Origin of the sequence: Streptomyces sp. NBC_01276, assembly GCF_041435355.1 — a bacterium.
GTDB lineage: Bacteria > Actinomycetota > Actinomycetes > Streptomycetales > Streptomycetaceae > Streptomyces.
The window spans coordinates 3,416,612-3,436,660 of record NZ_CP108442.1 but is presented as its reverse complement, the minus strand read 5'-3'; the positions used below and the strand labels follow the sequence as shown (position 1 = coordinate 3,436,660).

The window sequence follows — 20,049 nt, the reverse complement described above, 5'->3', positions numbered from 1 at the left end:
CGCATCGGCAACGCCTCCGGCTTCTACGGGGACCGGCTCGGCGCCCTGCGCGAGATGCTGACCGGCGGCCCGCTGGACGTCCTGACCGGGGACTACCTGGCGGAGCTCACCATGCTGATCCTCGGCCGCGACCGCCTCAAGGACCCCGGCCGCGGCTACGCCAAGACCTTCCTGCGGCAGCTGGAGGACTGCCTGGGCCTCGCGCACGAGAAGGGCGTACGGATCGTCACGAACGCCGGCGGACTCCACCCGGCCGCCCTCGCCGACGCCGTACGGGAACTGGCGGCCAAGGCGGGCGTCCCCGTCGCCGTGGCCCACGTCGAGGGCGACGACCTCATGCCCTACGAGGAGGGCGCGCTCACCGCCAACGCCTACCTCGGCGGCGCCGGGATCACCGCCTGCCTGCGGGCGGGCGCGGACGTGGTGGTCACGGGCCGGGTCACCGACGCGGCCCTGGTCAGCGGGCCCGCCGCCTGGTGGTTCGACTGGGCGCCGGACGCGTACGACCGGCTGGCCGGGGCGGTGGTCGCCGGGCACGTCCTGGAGTGCGGCACCCAGGCCACCGGCGGCAACTACTCCTTCTTCACCGCCCACGACGTGCGCCGCCCCGGCTTCCCGCTCGCGGAGGTCTCCGAGGACGGCTCGGCCGTCATCACCAAGCACCCCGGCAACGGCGGGGCCGTCACCCCCGGGACCGTCACCGCCCAGCTCCTCTACGAGACCCAGGGCCCCCGCTACCTCGGCCCCGACGTCACCGCCCGCCTGGACACCGTCCGCCTCCACTCCGACGGCGCGGACCGGGTCCGGATCAGCGGCGTCCTCGGAGAGCCCCCGCCGCCGACCCTCAAGGTGGGCGTCACCCGCATCGGCGGCTGGCGCAACGAGGTCGTCTTCGTCCTGACCGGCCTCGACGTCGAGGCCAAGGCCGCCCTGGTGACCGAGCAGCTGGCCGGCCCGCTGGCCGGGGTGGAGTCCGCCGACTGGACCCTGGCCCGGACCGACCACGAGGACGCCGCCACCGAGGAGACCGCCAGCGCCCTGCTGCGGCTGGTGGTCCGCGACCCGTCCCCCGACCGGGTCGGGCGCGCCCTGACCTCGTCGGCGGTCGAACTGGCCCTCGGCAGCTACCCAGGCTTCCACGTCACGGCCCCGCCGGGACCGGCCCAGCCGTACGGGGTGTTCACCTCGGGGGCGGTCCCCGCCGCCCGGGTACCGCACACCGCGGTCCTCCCCGACGGCACCCGGGTACCCCTTCCGGCCCCGCCGGCGTGCGAGGCCCTTCCGGCCCCGCCGGCGTTTGAGGCGCGGGGGTCCGGGGGCGGAGCCCCCGACGGGTCCGGGGCGGAGCCCCGGGACGGGGGCCCGGGGGCGCGGCCCCCGGTTCCGGGAAGGGGCGGGGCGGGGGAGAGCGCCGCAGGGCCGACCGCCCCGGCAGGGCCCGCAGGGCCACCGGCAGGGCCCGCCGCCCCCACCACCCGCGCCCCTCTGGGGGCACTGGCCGGAGCCCGCAGCGGCGACAAGGGCGGCGACGCCAACATCGGCGTCTGGGTCGGCGGCGACGCCGCCTGGGAGTGGCTGCGGGACACCCTCACCACCGAGCTGCTCCAGACCCTGCTCCCCGAGACCGCCGCCCTCCCCGTCACCCGGCACGAGCTGCCGAACCTCCGCGCCCTCAACTTCACCGTCCCCGGCCTCCTCGGCGCCGGGGTCGCCTCCGGGCACCGCTTCGACCCCCAGGCCAAGGCCCTCGGGGAGTGGCTGCGGGCCCGCCACCTGGACATCCCGACGCACCTCCTGCCGCCGCCCGCCCCGGAGGGGACCCGCCCATGACCCGTCTCGGCACCACCGTCGACCCCCGCTCCCCCGAGCACGCCCTGGCCCGTACCGAGGCCCTGGAACGGCTCGCCGCACTCGACGCCGAACACGCCAAGGCCCTGGCCGGCGGCGGCGAGAAGTACACCGCCCGCCACCGCGACCGCGGCAAGCTCCTGGCCCGCGAGCGCGTCGAACTGCTCCTCGACCCCGACACCCCCTTCCTGGAGCTGTCCCCGCTCGCGGGCTGGGGCAGCGACTACCCGGTCGGCGCCTCGATGGTCACCGGCATCGGCACCGTCGAGGGCGTCGAGTGCCTGATCACCGCCAACGACCCGACCGTGCGCGGCGGCGCCAGCAACCCGTGGACCCTCAAGAAGGCCCTGCGCGCCAACGAGATCGCCCGCCTCAACCGGCTGCCCTGCATCAGCCTCGTGGAGTCCGGCGGCGCCGACCTGCCCTCGCAGAAGGAGATCTTCATCCCGGGCGGGGCCGTCTTCCGCGACCTGACCAGGCTCTCCGCGGAGGGCGTCCCGACCGTCGCGGTCGTCTTCGGCAACTCCACCGCCGGCGGCGCCTACATCCCCGGCATGTCGGACCACACCGTCATGATCAAGGACCGTTCGAAGGTGTTCCTCGGCGGCCCGCCGCTGGTCAAGATGGCCACCGGCGAGGAGAGCGACGACGAGTCCCTCGGCGGCGCCGACATGCACGCCCGCGTCTCCGGCCTCGCCGACCACTACGCCCTCGACGAGTACGACGCCATCCGCCAGGCACGCCGCATCGTGGCCCGCCTCAACCACCGCAAGCCGTACGCCGATCCGCCGCGGGCCGCCGAACCCCTCCACGACCCGGAGGAGTTGCTGGGCATCGTCCCGCCGGACCTGAAGACCCCCTTCGACCCCCGCGAGGTCATCGCGCGCATCGTCGACGCCTCCGACTTCGACGAGTTCAAGCCCCTGTACGGCACCAGTCTGGTCACCGGCTGGGCCACCCTGCACGGCTACCCGGTCGGCATCCTCGCCAACGCCCAGGGGGTGCTGTTCAGCGCCGAGTCGCAGAAGGCCGCCCAGTTCATCCAGCTCGCCAACCAGCGCGACATCCCGCTGCTCTTCCTCCACAACACCACCGGCTACATGGTCGGCAAGGAGTACGAGCAGGGCGGCATCGTCAAACACGGCTCGATGATGATCAACGCGGTCTCCAACTCCCGCGTCCCGCACCTGTCCGTCCTCATCGGCGCCAGTTACGGCGCCGGCCACTACGGCATGTGCGGACGCGCCTACGAGCCCCGCTTCCTCTTCGCCTGGCCCAGCGCCAAGTCGGCCGTCATGGGCCCCGCCCAGCTCGCCGGCGTGCTCTCGATCGTGTCCCGGCAGTCCGCCGCGGCCAAGGGGCTCCCCTACGACGAGGAACAGGACGCCGGGATGCGCGCCTTCGTCGAGGCCCAGATCGAATCCGAGTCCCTCCCCCTCTTCCTCTCCGGGCGGCTGTACGACGACGGGGTCATCGACCCGCGCGACACCCGCACCGTCCTCGGCCTGTGCCTCTCGGCCGTCCACAACGCCCCCGTCGAGGGCGTCCGTGGCGGCTTCGGCGTCTTCCGGATGTGAGCCCGCAGATGACCATCACCTCCCTCCTCGTCGCCAACCGGGGCGAGATCGCCGTCCGGATCTTCCGTACGGCCCGCACCCTGGGCCTGGCCACCGTCGCCGTCCACTCCGACCCCGACGCGGACGCCCTGCACGTCCGCGACGCCGACACGGCCGTCCGCCTGCCCGGCGCCGCCCCCGCCGACACCTACCTGCGCGCCGACCTGATCATCGAGGCCGCCCTCGCCGCGGGCGCCGACGCCGTCCACCCCGGCTACGGCTTCCTCTCCGAGAACGCCGGCTTCGCCCGGCAGGTCCGCGCGGCCGGCCTGACCTGGATCGGTCCGCCGCCGGAGGCCATCGAGGCCATGGCCTCCAAGACCCGGGCCAAGGAGCTGATGCGCGCCGCCGGAGTCCCCCTCCTCGACCCCGTCGACCCGGCCGGCGCCACCGTCGCGGACCTCCCCCTGCTCCTCAAGGCCGCGGCGGGCGGCGGAGGCCGCGGCATGCGCGTCGTACGCGACCTGGACTCCCTCAAGGAATCCCTCGACGCCGCGTCCGCCGAGGCCCTGTCGGCCTTCGGCGACGGCGAGGTCTTCGCCGAGCCCTACGTGGAACGCGGCCGCCACGTCGAGGTACAGGTCCTCGCCGACGCCCACGGGACCGTCTGGGCACTCGGCACCCGCGACTGCTCCCTCCAGCGCCGCCACCAGAAGGTCATCGAGGAGGCCCCCGCCCCCGGCCTGCCCGCCGCCCTGCGCGAGGCCCTGCACACCGCGGCCGTCGCCGCCGCCCGCGCCGTCTCCTACCGGGGAGCCGGCACCGTCGAGTTCCTCGTCACCGAGGACGGCCGCCCGTACTTCCTGGAGATGAACACCCGCCTCCAGGTCGAACACCCGGTCACCGAAGCCGTCTTCGGACTCGACCTCGTCGCCCTCCAACTGCGCGTCGCCGAGGGAACGGCCCTGCCCGTGACGCCCCCGGAGCCCTCCGGCCACGCCGTGGAGGCCCGCCTCTACGCCGAGGACCCGGCCCGGGACTGGCGCCCGCAGACCGGGGTCCTGCACACCCTCGACTTCCCCGCCGGGGTCCGTGTCGACACCGGCTTCACCGCGGGCGACCCGGTCGGCGTCCACTACGACCCGATGCTGGCCAAGGTCGTCGCGCACGCGCCGACCCGCGCCGAGGCGGTCCGGATCCTCGCCCACGCCCTGGCAGGGGCCCGCATCCACGGCCTGACCACCAACCGCGAACTGCTCGTCGGGTCCCTGCGCCACCCGGAGTTCACCTCCGGCCGGATCGACACCGGCTTCTACGACCGCCACCTCGCCGCCCTCACCGAGAAGGCCCCCGACGCCACCCTGGCCGCCCTCGCCGCAGCCCTGGCCGACGCGGCCCCGGAGGCCGACGCCCCCCTGGCCTCCCGCCTGGGCGGCTGGCGCAACCTCCGCTCCCGGCCCCACACCCGCCGCTACACCTCGGAGGGCATGGAGCACGAGGTCCAGTACCACCCCGTGAACCACCCCGGCGTCCGCGTCCTGGCCACCACGCCCACGCGCGTCACCCTCGAAGTCGACGGCGTGCGCCGCGTGTTCCACGTGAAACGTAAATCGAACACGGTCTACGTCGACTCTGCCCTCGGCGCCCACGCCCTCGTCCCCGTCCCCCGGTTCCCCGATCCCCAGGACCGCACCGAACCGGGCTCCCTGCTCGCGCCCATGCCCGGCACCGTCGTCCGCGTCGCCGAGGGCCTCGCCCCCGGCACCGCCGTCACCGCCGGGCAGCCCCTGCTCTGGCTGGAGGCCATGAAGATGGAGCACCGCATCCTCGCTCCGGCCTCCGGCACGCTCACCGCGCTCCACGCCGCCACCGGCCAACAGGTCGAGTTCGGCGCCCTGCTCGCCGTAGTCCAGGAGGAAACGCCACGATGAGCTCCACCCTCGAATCCAAGGAACACAAGGCCCTGCGCGCGGCGGTGGCCGCCCTCGGCCAGAAGTACGGCCGGGAGTACCTCGCCCGTATCGCCCGCGAGGGCGGCCACCCCGACGAGCTGTGGGCGGACGCCGCCCGGCTCGGTTACCTCGGCGTCAGCATCCCCGAGGAGTACGGCGGCGGGGGCGGCGGCATCGTCGAACTCTCCCTCGTCCTCGAAGAACTCGGCGCCGCGGGCTGCCCCCTCCTCATGATGGTCGTCTCACCCGCCATCTGCGGCACGGTCATCGCCCGCTTCGGCACCGACGCCCAGAAGCGGGCCTGGCTCCCCGGCCTCGCCGACGGCACCCGCACCATGGCCTTCGGCATCACCGAACCCGACGCCGGCTCCAACTCCCACCGCATCACCACCACGGCCCGCCGCGACGGCGACGAGTGGATCCTCACCGGCCGCAAGGTCTTCATCTCCGGCGTGGACATAGCCGACGCCACGCTGATCGTGGGCCGCACCGAGGACTCCCGCACCGGCAGCCTCAAACCCTGCCTCTTCATCGTCCCCCGCGACGCGCCCGGCTTCGGCCGCTCGGTCATCGACATGGAACTCCAGGCGGCGGAAAAGCAGTTCGAGCTCACCCTGGACGAAGTCCGCCTGCCGGCGGACGCCCTGGTCGGCGACGAGGACGCGGGCCTCCTGCAACTCTTCGCGGGCCTCAACCCCGAGCGGATCATGACGGCCGCCTTCGCCATCGGGATGGGCCGCCACGCCCTCTCCAAAGCGGTGGACTACGCCCGCACCCGCCAGGTCTGGAAGCAGCCCATCGGCGCCCACCAGGCCATCGCCCACCCCCTGGCGGCCGCCCACATCGACCTGGAACTGGCCCGCCTGATGATGCAGAAGGCCGCCCACCTCTACGACGCGGGCGACGACCTGGGCGCGGGCGAGGCCGCGAACATGGCCAAATACGCCGCCGCCGAAGCCTGCGTCAAGGCGGTCGACCAGTCCGTCCACACCCTGGGCGGCAACGGCCTCACCCGCGAGTACGGCCTGGCCTCCCTCATCACCGCGTCCCGCGTCTCCCGCATCGCCCCGGTCAGCCGGGAAATGATCCTCAACTTCGTCTCCCACCAGACCCTGGGCCTCCCCAAGTCCTACTGACCGCTCCACCAACCCGAACGAGCCGCGGCCCTGCCCGGGGCGGGCCCGACATGACCGGGCAGGGGACAACCTGGCCGAGCCGGAGTCGTTCTCACCAGGGCGGGCCGGAGCCGTATTGACCGGGCCGGCGTTGTTCTGGCCGAGCCGGGGTCGTTGTGTCCAGGCCGGGGTCACGCAGGCCGGGGGCGGGTACGGGGCGGGGTGTTGTCCGGGACGTAAAACGTGATTTGTTGGCGCGCGGTGCCGCCCGCACACTCGGACGCGGAGAGGGCGCCATGAATCATGCAGTCCCGGACGGCACCCGCCCCGGCCCCGCCCCCGGCCCCCCGACCCCGCCCAGCCCCGACCCCGCCCAGCCCCAGCCCCCGACTCGCCCACATCCCCGCCCGGCCAGGGCACCCGCAGACCCCTCCGGAGGAGACATGGCCCCACTCGTGCACGCCGCCGAGGCGACCGGCATCACCACGCTCACCCTCGACTCCCCGGCCAACCGCAACGCCCTCTCCACGGACCTGGTCGCCGCCCTCCGCGCGGCCCTCGCCACCGCCGCGGCCGACCCCGGCACCCGCGCGGTCGTCCTGACCCACACCGGCACCACCTTCTGCGCGGGCGCCGACCTCAAGTCCCCCTGCGACCCCGCCGACTTCCTCGCCCTGCTCCGCGAACTCGCCGAGCTGCCCAAGCCCGTCGTCGCCCGCGTCACCGGCCACGTCCGCGCCGGCGGCCTCGGCCTGCTCGGCGCCTGCGACATCGCCGCCGCCGGCCCGGAATCCTCGTACGCCTTCACCGAGACCCACCTCGGCCTGGCCCCCGCCGTGATCTCGATGTCCCTGCTGCCCCGGCTCGACCCCCGCGCCGCGTCCCGCTACTTCCTGACCGCCGAGCCCTTCGACGCCGCCGAGGCGGCCCGCATCGGCCTGCTCACGCTCCACACCCCGGACGACGTGGACACGGCGCTGCGCCCCGTCCTGGACGGCCTGCGCAAGGCCTCCCCGCAGGCCCTGGCCGAGACCAAGGCCCTGGTCACCGCCGGGCTGCGGGAGACCCTGGAGCGGGACGGCGCACGCCTGACGGACCTCTCCGCACGCCTCTTCGCCTCCGCGGAGGCCCGCGAGGGCATCACCGCCCGCTTCGAGCGCCGGGACCCGTCATGGGCACGATGACCGACACCCCTCAGGGCGGCACCCCCGGCACCCCCGAAGCCCCCCGGCCCGTCCGCCAGGAACCCAAGCAGGCCCGCAGCAGGGTCACCCGCCGCCACCTCCTGGAGGCGGCGGTCTCCTGCCTCGCGGAGCACGGCTGGGCGGGCTCCACGGTCGGTGTGGTCGCCGAACGCGCCGGTGTCTCGCGCGGCGCGGCCCAGCACCACTTCCCGACCCGCGAGGTCCTCTTCACGGCGGCCGTGGAGTACGTCTCCGAGGAGCGCTCCACCGCCCTGCGCGAGCTCTTCCACTCGGCCCCGGCCCCGCGTCATGCGGTCGTCGAGGCCCTGGTCGACCTGTACACGGGCGCGCTCTTCCGGGCCGCGCTCCAGCTGTGGGTCGCGGCCTCCAACGAGGAGCAGCTGCGCCCCCGGGTCACCGAGCTGGAGGCCCGCGTGGGCCGTGAGACGCACCGGATCGCGGTGGAGCTGCTGGGCGCGGACGAGTCGGTGCCCGGCGTACGGGAGACCGTGCAGGGCCTCCTGGACATGGCCCGGGGCCTCGGCCTGGCCAACGTCCTCACCGACGACACGGCCCGCCGGGCCCGGGTGGTGGCCCAGTGGTCCCGGATCATCGAGGACGCGCTCACGTGACGCACGAGGGCGCCGCACCCCGACCGGGGTGCGGCGCCCTCCGCGAACCGGTACGACCGGATCGGGCGGTCCCGGTGACCCGGGTGCGACCGGATCAGGCGGTCTCGGCGATGTCCGAGTAGCCCTCGATGTCGGCGGGGTTGCGGCGCCCCGGCCCGACGTAGCGGGCCGACGGCCGCACCAGCCGCCCGGTGCGCTTCTGCTCCAGGATGTGCGCCGACCAGCCGGCGGTACGGGCGCAGCTGAACATGGAGGTGAACATGTGCGCCGGGACCTCCGCGAAGTCCAGCATGATCGCGGCCCAGAACTCCACGTTGGTCGCCAGCACCCGGTCGGGGCGGCGGGCGTGCAGTTCCTCCAGGGCGGCCTTCTCCAGGGCGGCGGCGACCTCGTAGCGCGGGGCGTCCAGCTCCTTGGCGGTGCGCCGCAGCACGCGGGCGCGGGGGTCCTCGGCGCGGTAGACGCGGTGGCCGAAGCCCATCAGCCGCTCGCCCTTGTCCAGGGCCTTCTTCACGTAGGCCACGGCGTCGCCGGTGCGCTCGATCTCCTCGATCATGCCGAGGACGCGCGAGGGCGCCCCGCCGTGCAGCGGCCCGGACATCGCGCCCACGGCGCCGGACAGCGCCGCGGCGACGTCGGCGCCGGTCGAGGCGATCACCCGTGCGGTGAAGGTGGAGGCGTTCATGCCGTGCTCGGCGGCCGAGGTCCAGTAGGCGTCGACGGCCTTGACGTGCTTGGGGTCGGGCTCGCCCCGCCAGCGGATCATGAACCGCTCGACGACGGACTCGGCCTTGTCGATCTCGCGCTGCGGCACCATCGGCAGGCCCTGGCCGCGGGCGGACTGGGCGACGTAGGACAGCGCCATGACGGCGGCCCGCGCCAGGTCGTCGCGCGCGGTCCGCTCGTCGATGTCCAGCAGCGGTTTCAGGCCCCAGACGGGCGCGAGCATGGCCAGGGCGGACTGCACGTCGACGCGGATGTCGCCCGAGTGCACCGGGATGGGGAAGGGTTCGGCGGCCGGCAGGCCGGGGTTGAACGCTCCGTCGACCAGCAGGCCCCACACGTTCCCGAAGGAGACGTGGCCGACCAGGTCTTCGATGTCCACCCCCCGGTAGCGGAGCGATCCGCCTTCCTTGTCGGGCTCGGCGATCTCCGTCTCGAACGCGACGACCCCTTCGAGTCCGGGTACGAAATCGGACATCAGGCGGCTCCTCAGATAGTGCGAACACGCGCGGTTCCCGGCGTGATTCGCGGTCCGGCGCGGTCATCCCCGTTGATGCCCGGCACGGCCGATGGTCATCCGTGCGGGGACCCTCGGACCGGCCCCAAGATTTTGTCCGTTCCACCGGGGGTTCGGAAGCGTGACATACGGCACACCCCCGGGTGCCGTCCTGCGGCAGGATGGCCCGCGTGACCGATCAGGACCTTGACCCCGCCGTCATGCGCAAGCAGTACCGCTCCGAGATCGTCGAGGAGGGGAGCCTCGCCGACACCCCCATGGCGCAGTTCGCCCGCTGGTTCCAGCAGGCCGCGGACGCGCACGTCTTCGAACCCAACGCGATGGTCGTCTCGACGGCCACCCCCGAGGGCCGCCCCAGCTCCCGCACGGTGCTGCTGAAGCAGTTCGACGAGCGGGGCTTCGTGTTCTTCACGAACTACGGCTCCCGCAAGGGCCGCGAGATCGAGGCGAACCCGTACGTCTCGCTGCTCTTCCCCTGGCATCCGATCGCCCGCCAGGTCGTCGTCACCGGCACCGCCTCCCGGGTCGGCCGCGACGAGACGGCCGCCTACTTCCGCTCCCGCCCCCACGGCTCCCAGCTGGGCGCCTGGGCGAGCGAGCAGTCCCGGGTGATCGGCTCGCGGGCGGAGCTGGACCGCCGGTACGCGGAGCTGGAGGCCCGCTACCCGGAGGGCGAGCAGGTCCCGGTGCCGACGGAGTGGGGCGGGCTGCGGGTGGAGCCCGACGCGGTGGAGTTCTGGCAGGGCCACGAGAACCGGCTGCACGACCGCCTGCGCTACGCCCTGGAGGGCGGGAAGTGGCACGTGGAGCGCCTCTGCCCCTGAGGCGGCGCACCCGGGCGGGACGGGACACCGGGACGGGGGAAGGCGTGGAAAACGCAGACGACCCGCGGGCTCGGGTTCCTCTCCTGCAGTGAGAGGAGCCGGCCGGACGTACCGGCGAGCCCGCGGGTCGGGTGACTGCTTGGGATTGGCGCTCGGCGATCCCGCCGGGCACCGCACTGGGTGCGTGCGACGACGGGCGCTTAGCCCGCAGCCACCTCACGCGTCCGGTTTCCGTACATTTCGGGAACCACCTCCCTTCTCGTGTACGGCAGAGCCTAGGCCTCCTGCCGGAGGTCCTCAACCCTATTTATCGGACCCCGATCGACCCCCTCAACCACCCTGTTTCCAGGGGTGGTTACTCCCTACACTGGCTCTCCGCCATCGGGGGAGGGGTGTGCATGAGCGCCGAGCTGCTGCCGCGCGACTACCGGATCCGGTCCCAGCAGATGTCCGCCGTCTACGTCGCGGTCGGCATCGGTACGCCGGGCGTCGTCCTGTCCGTGCTCAACCTGGACGACGTGCCCGCAGGGGTGAAACTGCTGCTCATCGCGGTGGTCCTGGTGCTCTTCGGCTGGCTGGTGTGGGCCTCGAAGCGCTGCGCGACCTCCGTCGACCTCAAGGGCGTCCGGGTCCGCCGCTTCACCGGGAGCCGCCGCCTGGCCTGGGAGGAGATCCAGGAGATCCGGGCCCTGCCCAATCCGAGCGCCGGCATGAACAAGAACCAGCCGGGCGTGATCTCGTACGTCTACGACTCCGCGGGCCGCCGCGTCCAGCTCATGTACGTGGACGACAACCACGTCGACGTCGCGCGCGAGATCGGCCTGATGCGGGCCGCCTGGGAGGAGCTGCGCGGCGCGGACTGGACCTCCGATCCGCAGGCGCTGGCCCGCATGGAGCGGCAGGTGGTCCGTGAGGGCCGGATGATGGCGGGGGTGTTCTGGGGCTGCGGGATCTTCTTCGTGGCCTTCGTCGTCGTGATGGTCCTCGTCATCACGGGCGGCTGACGGGCCCGGTCGGGCGGCCGGGCCGCCCGACCGGACATTCCGGGATGATTCCGGGAAGTGGGTGTGGTGTGGGTCACGTTCCAGTTCAATGATCTGACGTGCCGCACACGCGAACACCTGCAGGGGGTGCCAGGTGAGTGCTTCCGGACGCTCCGATACAGCCGACGATCTGCTCGCAGCGCTGCTCGACGGGATGGACGCCGCCTTGTGCGCGTTCGATACCGACGGAGTGATCACCCACTGGAACCGCGAGGCCGAGCGGATCCTCGGCTGGACCGCCGCCGAGGCCGTCGGCCGCCGGGGGTTCGCCGGCTGGGCGGCGCGCGCCGCCGACGCGGACGACGTGCAGGAGCGGCTGATGTCCGCCCAGCACGTGCCCGGCCGCCAGGTCCACGAGTTCGCCCTGCTGACCAAGGACGGCGGGCGCATCCTCGTACGGACCCAGTCCGCCGGGGTGCCGGGCGCCGACGGGAAACCGGCGGGCGTCTACTGCGCCTTCAGCGAGGTGCACGCCCAGATCGACCTGGAACGGTCCATCGCCCTCAGCGAGGCGCTGATGGACGACGCCTCCTGGGGCGTCGTCCTCGTCGACGTCGACCTGCGCCCGGCGGTGGTCAACACGCACGCCGCGCGCGCCTTCGGTTCCGGGCGCACCGCGCTGCTCGGCCGGCCGCTCGGGGACCTGCTGGCGCAGGGCGTCGAGGAGCTGGAGGGCGCGCTCCAGCACGTCCTGGCCGAGGGGGCGCCGCCGGCCCCGCTGGAGCTGTGGGTGTCGGTGAAGACCCCGGAGGGCGTACGGCGGCGCTGCTGGCGCTGCGGGTTCCTGCGGCTGGCCTCACCGCTCGCGGAGGAGCCGGTGCCGCTGGGGGTCGGCTGGCTGTTCCAGGACGTCACCGAGGCCCGGCAGGCCGAGCTGGACACCGGGCAGCTGCGCTTCCGGGCCAACCAGCTGCACCGGGCCGGGCGGGCCGCCGGCGAGTGCGAGGACCCGGCGGAGGCGGCCGCCGTCCGGCTGGACTTCGCCCTGGCCGGCTTCGCGGAGCACGCGCTGGTCGACGTACTGGAAGCGGACGGGTCCGAGCGGCGACGGCTCGTCCGGTCGGGCGCGTCCCCGTCCGGGCTGGCCCTGCTGCTGCCCGGACCGGGAGCGGTCCCGGTCCGCTACGAGGCGGCGCACCCGGCGTTCCAGGCCCTGGACCGGATCGGCCCGGTCCGGGCCAGCGCCCCCGCCCCCGGCGCCGACCCGGACGGCAACTGGGCCCGGACCCGCCGGTGGCCGGCCGGGGCGACGCACGCGCTGTGCACGGTCCTGCGCAGCCGGGGCCGCACCCTGGGCACCCTCACCTTCCTCCGGGGCCCCTCCCGCCCCGCCTTCGACCGTACGGACGCCCTGTACGCGGAGGAGGTGGCGGCCCGCGTCGCGGCCGACCTCGACCTGGCGGCGGCCCACACCCCCTAAGGGGTGCTCGCGCCCGTCGGGGCGGGGGTGGGCGGGCCCCAGACGTGGTCCGGGGTGGCGACCTTCGTCACGGCGTGCGCGACCTGGCCGCTGAGCGAGCCGCCGCGGTCGATGTCGGAGTTGACCAGGATCACGAGCGTGGCCCCGTTCCCGGGGAGTCCGACGGCGACCGTCTCGTAGCCGGGCAGTTCGCCGTTGTGTCCGACCCAGCCGTTGAACTCGGCGATCCCCAGGCCGTACGAGACGTCGGGGACGCCCGTCGGCCGGACGCGCAGCCGCTGCGTCTGCGTCGCCGGGCCCAGCAGCCGGCCGCCGAGCAGCGCGGGCACCCACGCCCGCAGGTCCTCCAAGCCGGAGACCATCGCCCCGGCGGCCCAGCCCCAGGACGGGTTCCAGTCCGTGGCGTCGGTGACGCCCCCGCCCGCCCTCGGCCGGCCCCTCAGTGGCGGAAGAAGATCCGGTCGCCGTACTCCTGCATCACGCGGCCGTTCCACTCGTGGCCGCCGTCCACGTTGCCCGAGCGCAGCAGCGGCGGCTCCAGGCCGCGCGCGGCGATCTCGCCGGCCGCCGCCGCCATGACCGCCTGCATGATCGCGCTGGTCACCACGGTGGAAGCGGGGGCGAAGGGGGCGTCGATGCCGTCGGCCGTCAGCTCGGCGTCGCCGACCGCGATCTTGCTGTCGAGGACGATGTCGCAGTGGTCCTTGAGGTACGTGCCCGACACGTGCCGCGACTTGGTCCCCGTCGCGTAGGCCACCGAGGTCACCCCGATGACCGTGAGGCCGATCGCCCGCGCGTTCATGGCCATCTCGACCGGCAGCGCGTTGCGGCCCGAGAGGGAGATGATCACGAGGACGTCGCCGTCGGAGGCGGGGCTGCTGTCCAGGACCGCGCCGGCCAGGCCGTCGACCCGCTCCAGCGCGCTGCCCAGGGTGGCGGGCATGACGTCGACGCCGCTGGTTCCGGGGACGGCCAGGAAGTTCATCAGGGCGAGGCCGCCCGCCCGGTAGACCACGTCCTGCGCGGGCAGCGAGGAGTGTCCGGCGCCGAACGCGAACAGCCGCTTCCCGCCCGCGACGGCCTCCGCGATCACGGTCCCGGCCTCGGCGATCCGGGCCCCCTCCTCGTCCCGGACCCGCTCCAGCAGGCCGATGGCGGCGTCGAAGAACTGCCCGGCCAGCTTGCTCTCGCTCATACGCCGAAGGCCCTTCCAGGGTGGGGTGCGGTGGATGCGTCGTCGGTGTCCGCCGCTCACCGTGCGGTCTGGACCAAGGGCCTGTCAATACGGACGTCAATCCGTGGACCGAAGGCCCGGTACCCGTGCGTGCGCCGTTCCAGGGGAGTACGGGAGGGCTTCCCGGGAGATGTCCCGTACATGCCTTGACGCTAGGCGCGGGACGGTTGTCGGCCCGATGCGTCAGAATTGGGGACAGGGCCAGCGCACGCAATCCGAGGGGCACGAATGTCCGGACTGATCGACACCACGGAGATGTATCTCCGCACCATCCTGGAGCTGGAAGAGGAAGGTGTGGTCCCCATGCGCGCCCGGATCGCCGAGCGGCTGGACCAGAGCGGCCCGACGGTGAGCCAGACGGTGGCGCGCATGGAGCGCGACGGCCTGGTGGCCGTCGCCAGCGACCGGCACCTGGAGCTGACGGACGAGGGCCGCAAGCTGGCGACGCGGGTGATGCGCAAGCACCGCCTCGCCGAGTGTCTGCTCGTCGACGTCATCGGCCTGGAATGGGAGCAGGTGCACGCCGAGGCCTGCCGCTGGGAGCACGTGATGAGCGAGGCGGTGGAGCGGCGGGTGCTGGAACTGCTGCGCCACCCGACCGAGTCGCCGTACGGGAACCCGATCCCGGGGCTGGAGGAGCTGGGGGAGAAGGCCGAGGCCGATCCGTTCCTGGAGGACGGCATGGTCAGCCTGTCGGAGCTGGCCCCGGGCAGCGAGGGCAAGACGGTCGTCGTCCGCCGGATCGGGGAGCCGATCCAGACCGACGCCCAGCTGATGTACACGCTGCGCCGGGCGGGCGTACAGCCCGGCTCGGTGGTGAGCGTGACGGAGTCCCCGGGCGGGGTGCTGGTCGGCAGCGGCGGCGAGGCCGCCGAGCTGGACGCCGACATCGCCTCGCACGTCTTCGTCGCCAAGCGCTGACATCCGCCGTACGGGGCGGGGTCGTGTGAAGGGTCCCGGCGCCTCACGGCGCCGGGACCCGTCCTCCCCCGGTTGACCTGGAGCCCCGAGCTCTCAAGGTCATCCCCTTCGGACCGTCTTCCCCGAGCGGCCCGCCTCCCTGTGGAAAGGATCTCCATCGGCAGCGGCCGCCAATCCTTGAGCAAGGTCACTCGAAAGAGCGGTGTTGTCGGCGAGACACCCGGTTTCGAATACGGGTTCGATAGTCTGGCCGGGAGCGAAGGGGGTGCATCTGCGGTGGTACAGCGCATCGATGTGACGGGGGCCGACGGCGTCCGCCTTGCCGCCTGGGAGTTCCGCGAACCGCCCGCGGAGCCCCGGCATCCGCCGGTCCTGTTACTCCACGGCCTGATGGGCCGCGCCCTGCACTGGGCCGGCACGGCGCGCTGGCTCGGCGAGGACCGCCGGGTCGTGGCCCTGGACCAGCGCGGGCACGGCCACAGCGAGCGGCCGCCCGCCGGTACCGATCTGCGCGGGGCCCTGGGCCGCGAGGCCTTCGTGGCCGATGCCGAGGCCGTCATCGAGCGGCTCGGTCTCGCCCCCGCGGTCGTGATCGGCCACTCCATGGGCGCCCTCACCGCCTGGCAGCTCGCGGCCCGCCGCCCCGATCTCGTCCAGGCCGTGGTCATCTGCGACATGCGGGCCTCCGCGCTCGGCGAGGCCTCGCAGCAGGAGTGGGAGGAATGGTTCCGGCGCTGGCCGCTGCCCTTCCCCACCCAGGACGCCGCCCGCCGCTGGTTCGGCGAGGACGATCCCCGGGTGGAGCGCCCCGACCCCGGCCGCGGCGCCTTCTTCGCCGAGGTCATGCACCGCGCCCCGGACGGCTGGCGCCCGCTGTTCTCCCGCCACCAGATGCTGACGGCCCGCGCGACCTGGGTCCACGACGCCCACTGGGAGGAGCTGGCCCAGGTCGGCTGCCCCACCCTGGTCGTCCGCGGTCTCGACGGCGAGCTGGGCCGTGCGGAGGCCCAGGAGATGGTCCGCGTCCTCCCGGCCGGCCGGTACGCCGAGATCCCCGACGCCGGCCACTACCTCCACTACGACCAGCCGGCCGCCTGGCGGGCCGCCCTGGAACCGTTCCTGGAGTCCGTCACGGCCGCCGCCCCCTGAGCTCCGTCACTCCACGGCTTCCCCCGGCGAGCGGGCCGGGGGAGCCGGAGCCGGTGGCGGGGGACGACGGCCCCGCGACGGGTCGGCCGCGCGGCCCGGGGATGCCGGTCACGAGCGCCGCCGGCGTCGCGGGCCGTCCGCACCCGACCGGAGCGGGCACAGGATGTCGGGTGCGGCAGGGTTGTTCCTTCCTAGCGTGGTGGGCGAAAGGGAAGGAGGCCGGGGTTGCTGGATCGGCTGAACCAGGCCATGGAGCACATCGAGGGTCACCTCGACCGGCAGGTCGACGTGTCCGCGCTCGCCCGGATCACGGTCACGTCGGAGTACCACTTCCGGCGGCTGTTCTCGTCGCTGGCGGGGATGCCGCTGTCGGAGTACGTCCGACGCCGCCGGCTCACCGTCGCGGCGGCCGAAGTGCTGGCCGGGGAACCGACCTTGCTGGAGATCGCGATCCGCTACGGCTACACCTCGGGGGAGGCCTTCGCCCGGGCGTTCCGTGCCGTGCACGGCGTCGGTCCCGGTGAAGCCAGGCGTACCGGAGCGGCTCTGAACGCGCAGCCCCGGCTGTCCTTCCGCCTCACCGTCGAAGGGAACAGCACCATGCGGTACCGGATCGTGGAGAAGGAAGCGTTCCGGGTCGTGGGCAAGAAGGCCCGCGTCCCGCTGATCTACCAGGGGGTCAACCCGCACATCGCCGAGCACATCCAGAGCATCCCGCCGGAGGCGATGCTGCGGATCGCCGGCCTCTCGGACCAGGACCCGGAGGGCGTGGTGTCGGCGACCGTGCGGCTGTCGGACGGCTTCGAGGAGGGGAGCGAACTCGACTACTACCACGCGGTGGTGTCCACCGCTGCCGAGTTGCCCGAGGACCTCGACGTACTGGAGTGCCCGGCGGGCACCTGGGCCGTGTTCGAGAACTCCGGGCCGTTCCCGCAGGCGCTGCAGCAGATGTGGGGTGACGTGGCCGCCCAGTGGATCCCGTCCAACCCGTACGAGTACCGCCCGGGGCCGGAGATCCTGCGCACCCGGCCGTCGCAGGACGACCCGACCTGGTCCGACGCGCAGCTGTGGATCCCGGTGAGCCGCACCACGGCCTGAGCCGGGCGCCCCCGGCGTTCCGGGGCCGGGGCGGGCCGGGGCGGGCGCCGCCCGGCCTGGCCCGGCCCCGGAACGGCAGGCGTCGGTGACCTGCTGCTCGGCGAGGACGCCGACCACGTCCCGGATGCGGGTGTCGAGGTTCACCGAGGAGCCGATCATGCGGCGACAGGCGGAACGATCTTTCCAGCCGCGCCCAGAATAGCGTTCGCGGTCAATCCATTGCAACGAGCTGGTGGCTTGATGTTGCATTAGATTCAAGGCCGTTGCAACGATTTACCGCCCTTCACCTGCATGAATGCTGATTCTGTGCAACGAGTCTGTTGCTCGATCCATGAACGCAACGTAGCTTTCGGTCATCGGAAAAAACGAGCCGAAGGAAAGCATCATGCAGAAGTTCGCCACCCCCGCCCCGGTCGCCGCCGTCCTCGACATCCCCGCGGGACAGATCCGGCTCATCGCCGCCGACCGGACCGACACCACCGTCGAGGTCCGGCCCGCGAACGCCACCAAGAGCCGCGACGTCAAGGCCGCCGAGCAGATCACCGTGGAGTTCCGCGACGGAGTCCTGCACGTCGCCGCCGCACCGGCCAAGAACCGGCTGCTCGGCAACTCCGGATCCGTCGAGCTGACCATCCAGCTGCCCGCCGGCTCCCACGTCGAGGCGAAGGCCGCCGCCGCCGAACTCCGCGGCGTCGGACGCCTCGGCGACGTGACCTTCGAAGGCGCCCAGGCCACCGTCAAGCTCGACGAGAGCGCGAGCACCCGCCTCACCGTCCAGGCCGGCGACATCACCGTCGGCCGCCTCACCGGCCCCGCCCGGATCAGCACCCGCCAGGGCGACCTCCGCATCACCGAGGCCCGCCGCGGCACCGTCGAACTGCGCACCGAGCACGGCGAGATCGCGATCGGCGCCGCCCGCGGGACCTCCGCCACCCTCGACGCCGGCACCGCCTACGGCCGCATCCACAACACCCTCAGCAACGCCGACGGCGCCCACGCCGTCCTCGACATCCACGCCACCACCTCCTACGGCGACATCACCGCCCGCAGCCTCTGATCCGCAGCCCCCGAAGGGAACAGCTCTCATGACCGACCTGGCCATCGCGGCGAACGGGCTGCGCAAGTCCTACGGCGACAAGACCGTCCTCGACGGAGTCGACCTGGCCGTCGCCGAAGGAACCGTCTTCGCCCTGCTCGGGCCGAACGGCGCGGGCAAGACAACCGCCGTGAAGATCCTCTCCACGCTCATCACCGCCGACTCCGGGCAGGCCCGCGTCGGGGGCCACGACCTGACCACCGACCCCCAGGCCGTCCGCGCCACCATCGGTGTCACCGGCCAGTTCTCCGCCGTCGACGGACTGATCACCGGCGAGGAGAACATGCTCCTCATGGCGGACCTGCACCACCTGCCCAAACACGAGGGCCGGCGGGTCGCCGCCGAGCTCCTGGAACGCTTCGACCTCACCGCCGCGGCGAACAAGCCCGCCTCCACCTACTCCGGCGGCATGAAACGCCGCCTGGACATCGCCATGACCCTGGTCGGCGGCCCCCGCATCATCTTCCTCGACGAACCCACCACCGGCCTCGACCCGCGCTCCCGCCACACCATGTGGCAGATCATCCGCGAACTGGTCACCGGCGGCGTCACCGTCTTCCTCACCACCCAGTACCTGGAGGAGGCAGACCAGCTCGCCGACCGCATCGCGGTCCTCAACGGCGGCCGGATCGCCGCCGAAGGCACCGCCGAACAGCTCAAGCGCCTCGTCCCCGGCGGACACGTACGCCTGCGCTTCACCGACCCCACCGCCTACCGCGCCGCCACCCTCGCCCTCCCCACGGCCACCGGGGACGACGAATTCATCACCCTGCAGGTCCCCAGCGGCGGCACCCAGCGCGAACTGCGCACCCTCCTCGACCACCTGCACACCGCCCGCATCGAAGCCGACGAACTCACCGTCCACACCCCCGACCTCGACGACGTCTTCTTCGCCCTCACCGACGGCGCGACCGTCCCCCACCAGCCGACGGAGGCCACCCGATGAGCACCCTCACCCTCGCCCTGCGCGACTCCTCCACCATGCTGCGCCGCAACCTCCTGCACGCCCGCCGCTACCCCTCCCTCACCCTCAACCTCCTCCTCACCCCCGTCATGCTCCTGCTCCTCTTCGTCTACATCCTGGGCGACACCATGAGCGCGGGCATCGCAGGCGGCACCCCCGACCGCTCCGCCTACATCGCCTACGTCGTCCCCGGCCTGCTCCTGATGACCATCGGCAGCACCACCATCGGCACCGCCGTCTCCGTCTCCAACGACATGACCGAAGGGATCATCGCCCGCTTCCGCACCATGGCCATCCACCGCCCCTCGGTGCTCGTCGGGCACGTCGTCGGCAGCGTCCTGCAGTGCGTGACGAGCGTGGTCCTCGTCGGGGCCGTCGCCCTCGCCATCGGCTTCCGCTCCACCGACGCCACCCTCCTGGAATGGCTGGCGGCGTTCGCACTGCTCGTGCTCTTCGCCACCGCCCTCACCTGGATCGCCGTCGGCATGGGCCTGGTCAGCCCCAACGCCGAAGCCGCCAGCAACTCCGCGCTGCCGCTGATCCTGCTGCCGCTGCTCTCCAGCGCCTTCACCCCGGTCCACTCCATGCCCGGCTGGTTCCAGCCCATCGCCCGGTACCAGCCCTTCACCCCCGCCATCGAAACCCTCCGCGGCCTCCTCCTCGGCACCGGGATCGGCAACAACGGCTGGCTCGCCGTCGCCTGGTGCGTCGGCCTCACGGTCCTCGGCTACCTCTGGTCGACCGCCAGGTTCAACACCGACCCGAAGTAACCG

The 20,049-nt window shown here is 73.2% G+C and carries 18 protein-coding genes; 15 read left to right on the top strand and 3 right to left on the bottom strand.

The features are described 5' to 3' along the window. The first annotated feature begins 54 nt into the window (after positions 1 to 54). From OG295_RS15005 to OG295_RS14980, 6 genes are all read left to right on the top strand, one after another. Positions 55 to 1,830 carry an acyclic terpene utilization AtuA family protein gene (locus tag OG295_RS15005; RefSeq protein WP_371681197.1) on the top strand — a complete coding sequence of 592 codons (1,776 nt, stop codon included), beginning with the start codon at positions 55 to 57 and terminating at the stop codon, positions 1,828 to 1,830. Further along, complete coding sequence (locus tag OG295_RS15000; protein WP_266840813.1) at positions 1,827 to 3,425, top strand: carboxyl transferase domain-containing protein; 1,599 nt, start codon at positions 1,827 to 1,829, stop codon at positions 3,423 to 3,425. Before OG295_RS15005 ends, OG295_RS15000 begins: the two co-directional genes overlap by 4 nt. 8 nt (positions 3,426 to 3,433) lie before the next feature. Then, on the top strand, positions 3,434 to 5,335 hold the full coding sequence (locus tag OG295_RS14995; RefSeq protein ID WP_371677344.1) for a biotin carboxylase N-terminal domain-containing protein: 1,902 nt from the start codon (positions 3,434 to 3,436) through the stop codon (positions 5,333 to 5,335). Next, the gene (locus OG295_RS14990; protein WP_371677343.1) at positions 5,332 to 6,492 is read left to right on the top strand and encodes an acyl-CoA dehydrogenase family protein; all 1,161 of its coding nucleotides are present in this window, start codon (positions 5,332 to 5,334) and stop codon (positions 6,490 to 6,492) included. The genes OG295_RS14995 and OG295_RS14990 overlap by 4 nt, the downstream gene beginning before the upstream one ends. Positions 6,493 to 6,914: 422 nt before the next feature. Further along, positions 6,915 to 7,655, top strand: a complete 741-nt coding sequence (locus OG295_RS14985; protein WP_371677342.1) for an enoyl-CoA hydratase family protein — start codon at positions 6,915 to 6,917, stop codon at positions 7,653 to 7,655. Then, on the top strand, positions 7,652 to 8,287 hold the full coding sequence (locus OG295_RS14980; RefSeq protein ID WP_371677341.1) for a TetR/AcrR family transcriptional regulator: 636 nt from the start codon (positions 7,652 to 7,654) through the stop codon (positions 8,285 to 8,287). The genes OG295_RS14985 and OG295_RS14980 overlap by 4 nt, the downstream gene beginning before the upstream one ends. 94 nt (positions 8,288 to 8,381) lie before the next feature. Here the strand turns inward: OG295_RS14980 and OG295_RS14975 are convergent, their stop codons facing one another. Continuing rightward, positions 8,382 to 9,488, bottom strand: coding sequence for a citrate synthase 2 (locus tag OG295_RS14975; protein ID WP_371677340.1), 1,107 nt, complete (start codon positions 9,486 to 9,488; stop codon positions 8,382 to 8,384). A gap of 200 nt (positions 9,489 to 9,688) precedes the next feature. Between OG295_RS14975 and pdxH the strand changes: the two genes are divergently transcribed. The 3 genes from pdxH to OG295_RS14960 all read left to right on the top strand — a co-directional run bounded on the left by pdxH (position 9,689) and on the right by OG295_RS14960 (position 12,814). Further along, complete coding sequence (gene pdxH / locus OG295_RS14970) at positions 9,689 to 10,351, top strand: pyridoxamine 5'-phosphate oxidase (protein WP_266840823.1); 663 nt, start codon at positions 9,689 to 9,691, stop codon at positions 10,349 to 10,351. A gap of 398 nt (positions 10,352 to 10,749) precedes the next feature. Next, entirely contained in the window at positions 10,750 to 11,355 is a 606-nt protein-coding gene (locus tag OG295_RS14965) for a PH domain-containing protein (RefSeq protein WP_371677339.1), read from the top strand. 133 nt (positions 11,356 to 11,488) lie between these two features. Beyond that, entirely contained in the window at positions 11,489 to 12,814 is a 1,326-nt protein-coding gene (locus tag OG295_RS14960; protein WP_371677338.1) for a PAS domain-containing protein, read from the top strand. Here OG295_RS14960 and OG295_RS14955 read toward each other — a convergent pair. Both OG295_RS14955 and OG295_RS14950 read right to left on the bottom strand, forming a co-directional pair. Further along, on the bottom strand, positions 12,811 to 13,164 hold the full coding sequence (locus OG295_RS14955) for a hypothetical protein (RefSeq protein WP_371677337.1): 354 nt from the start codon (positions 13,162 to 13,164) through the stop codon (positions 12,811 to 12,813). The two genes, OG295_RS14960 and OG295_RS14955, sit on opposite strands and share 4 nt — an antisense overlap. An 89-nt stretch (positions 13,165 to 13,253) precedes the next feature. Beyond that, complete coding sequence (locus OG295_RS14950; protein WP_371677336.1) at positions 13,254 to 14,009, bottom strand: SIS domain-containing protein; 756 nt, start codon at positions 14,007 to 14,009, stop codon at positions 13,254 to 13,256. A 267-nt stretch (positions 14,010 to 14,276) separates the two neighbouring features. Here OG295_RS14950 and OG295_RS14945 point away from each other — a divergent pair, with 267 nt between their 5' ends. The 6 genes from OG295_RS14945 (at position 14,277) to OG295_RS14920 (ending at position 20,046) form a co-directional block, all read left to right on the top strand. Further along, positions 14,277 to 14,969 carry a metal-dependent transcriptional regulator gene (locus OG295_RS14945; protein ID WP_266840832.1) on the top strand — a complete coding sequence of 231 codons (693 nt, stop codon included), beginning with the start codon at positions 14,277 to 14,279 and terminating at the stop codon, positions 14,967 to 14,969. A gap of 276 nt (positions 14,970 to 15,245) precedes the next feature. Further along, positions 15,246 to 16,118: an alpha/beta fold hydrolase gene (locus OG295_RS14940; protein WP_371677335.1), complete on the top strand. Its 873-nt coding sequence runs from the start codon at positions 15,246 to 15,248 to the stop codon at positions 16,116 to 16,118. A 225-nt stretch (positions 16,119 to 16,343) separates the two neighbouring features. After that, entirely contained in the window at positions 16,344 to 17,216 is an 873-nt protein-coding gene (locus OG295_RS14935; protein ID WP_371677334.1) for a GyrI-like domain-containing protein, read from the top strand. A 385-nt stretch (positions 17,217 to 17,601) separates the two neighbouring features. Next, complete coding sequence (locus OG295_RS14930) at positions 17,602 to 18,273, top strand: DUF4097 family beta strand repeat-containing protein (protein WP_371677333.1); 672 nt, start codon at positions 17,602 to 17,604, stop codon at positions 18,271 to 18,273. A 28-nt stretch (positions 18,274 to 18,301) separates the two neighbouring features. Next, positions 18,302 to 19,258, top strand: coding sequence for an ATP-binding cassette domain-containing protein (locus tag OG295_RS14925; RefSeq protein ID WP_371677332.1), 957 nt, complete (start codon positions 18,302 to 18,304; stop codon positions 19,256 to 19,258). Then, a complete protein-coding gene (locus tag OG295_RS14920; protein WP_371677331.1) occupies positions 19,255 to 20,046 on the top strand; it encodes an ABC transporter permease in 792 nt (263 codons plus the stop codon). The genes OG295_RS14925 and OG295_RS14920 overlap by 4 nt, the downstream gene beginning before the upstream one ends. The last annotated feature ends 3 nt before the right edge of the window (positions 20,047 to 20,049 follow it).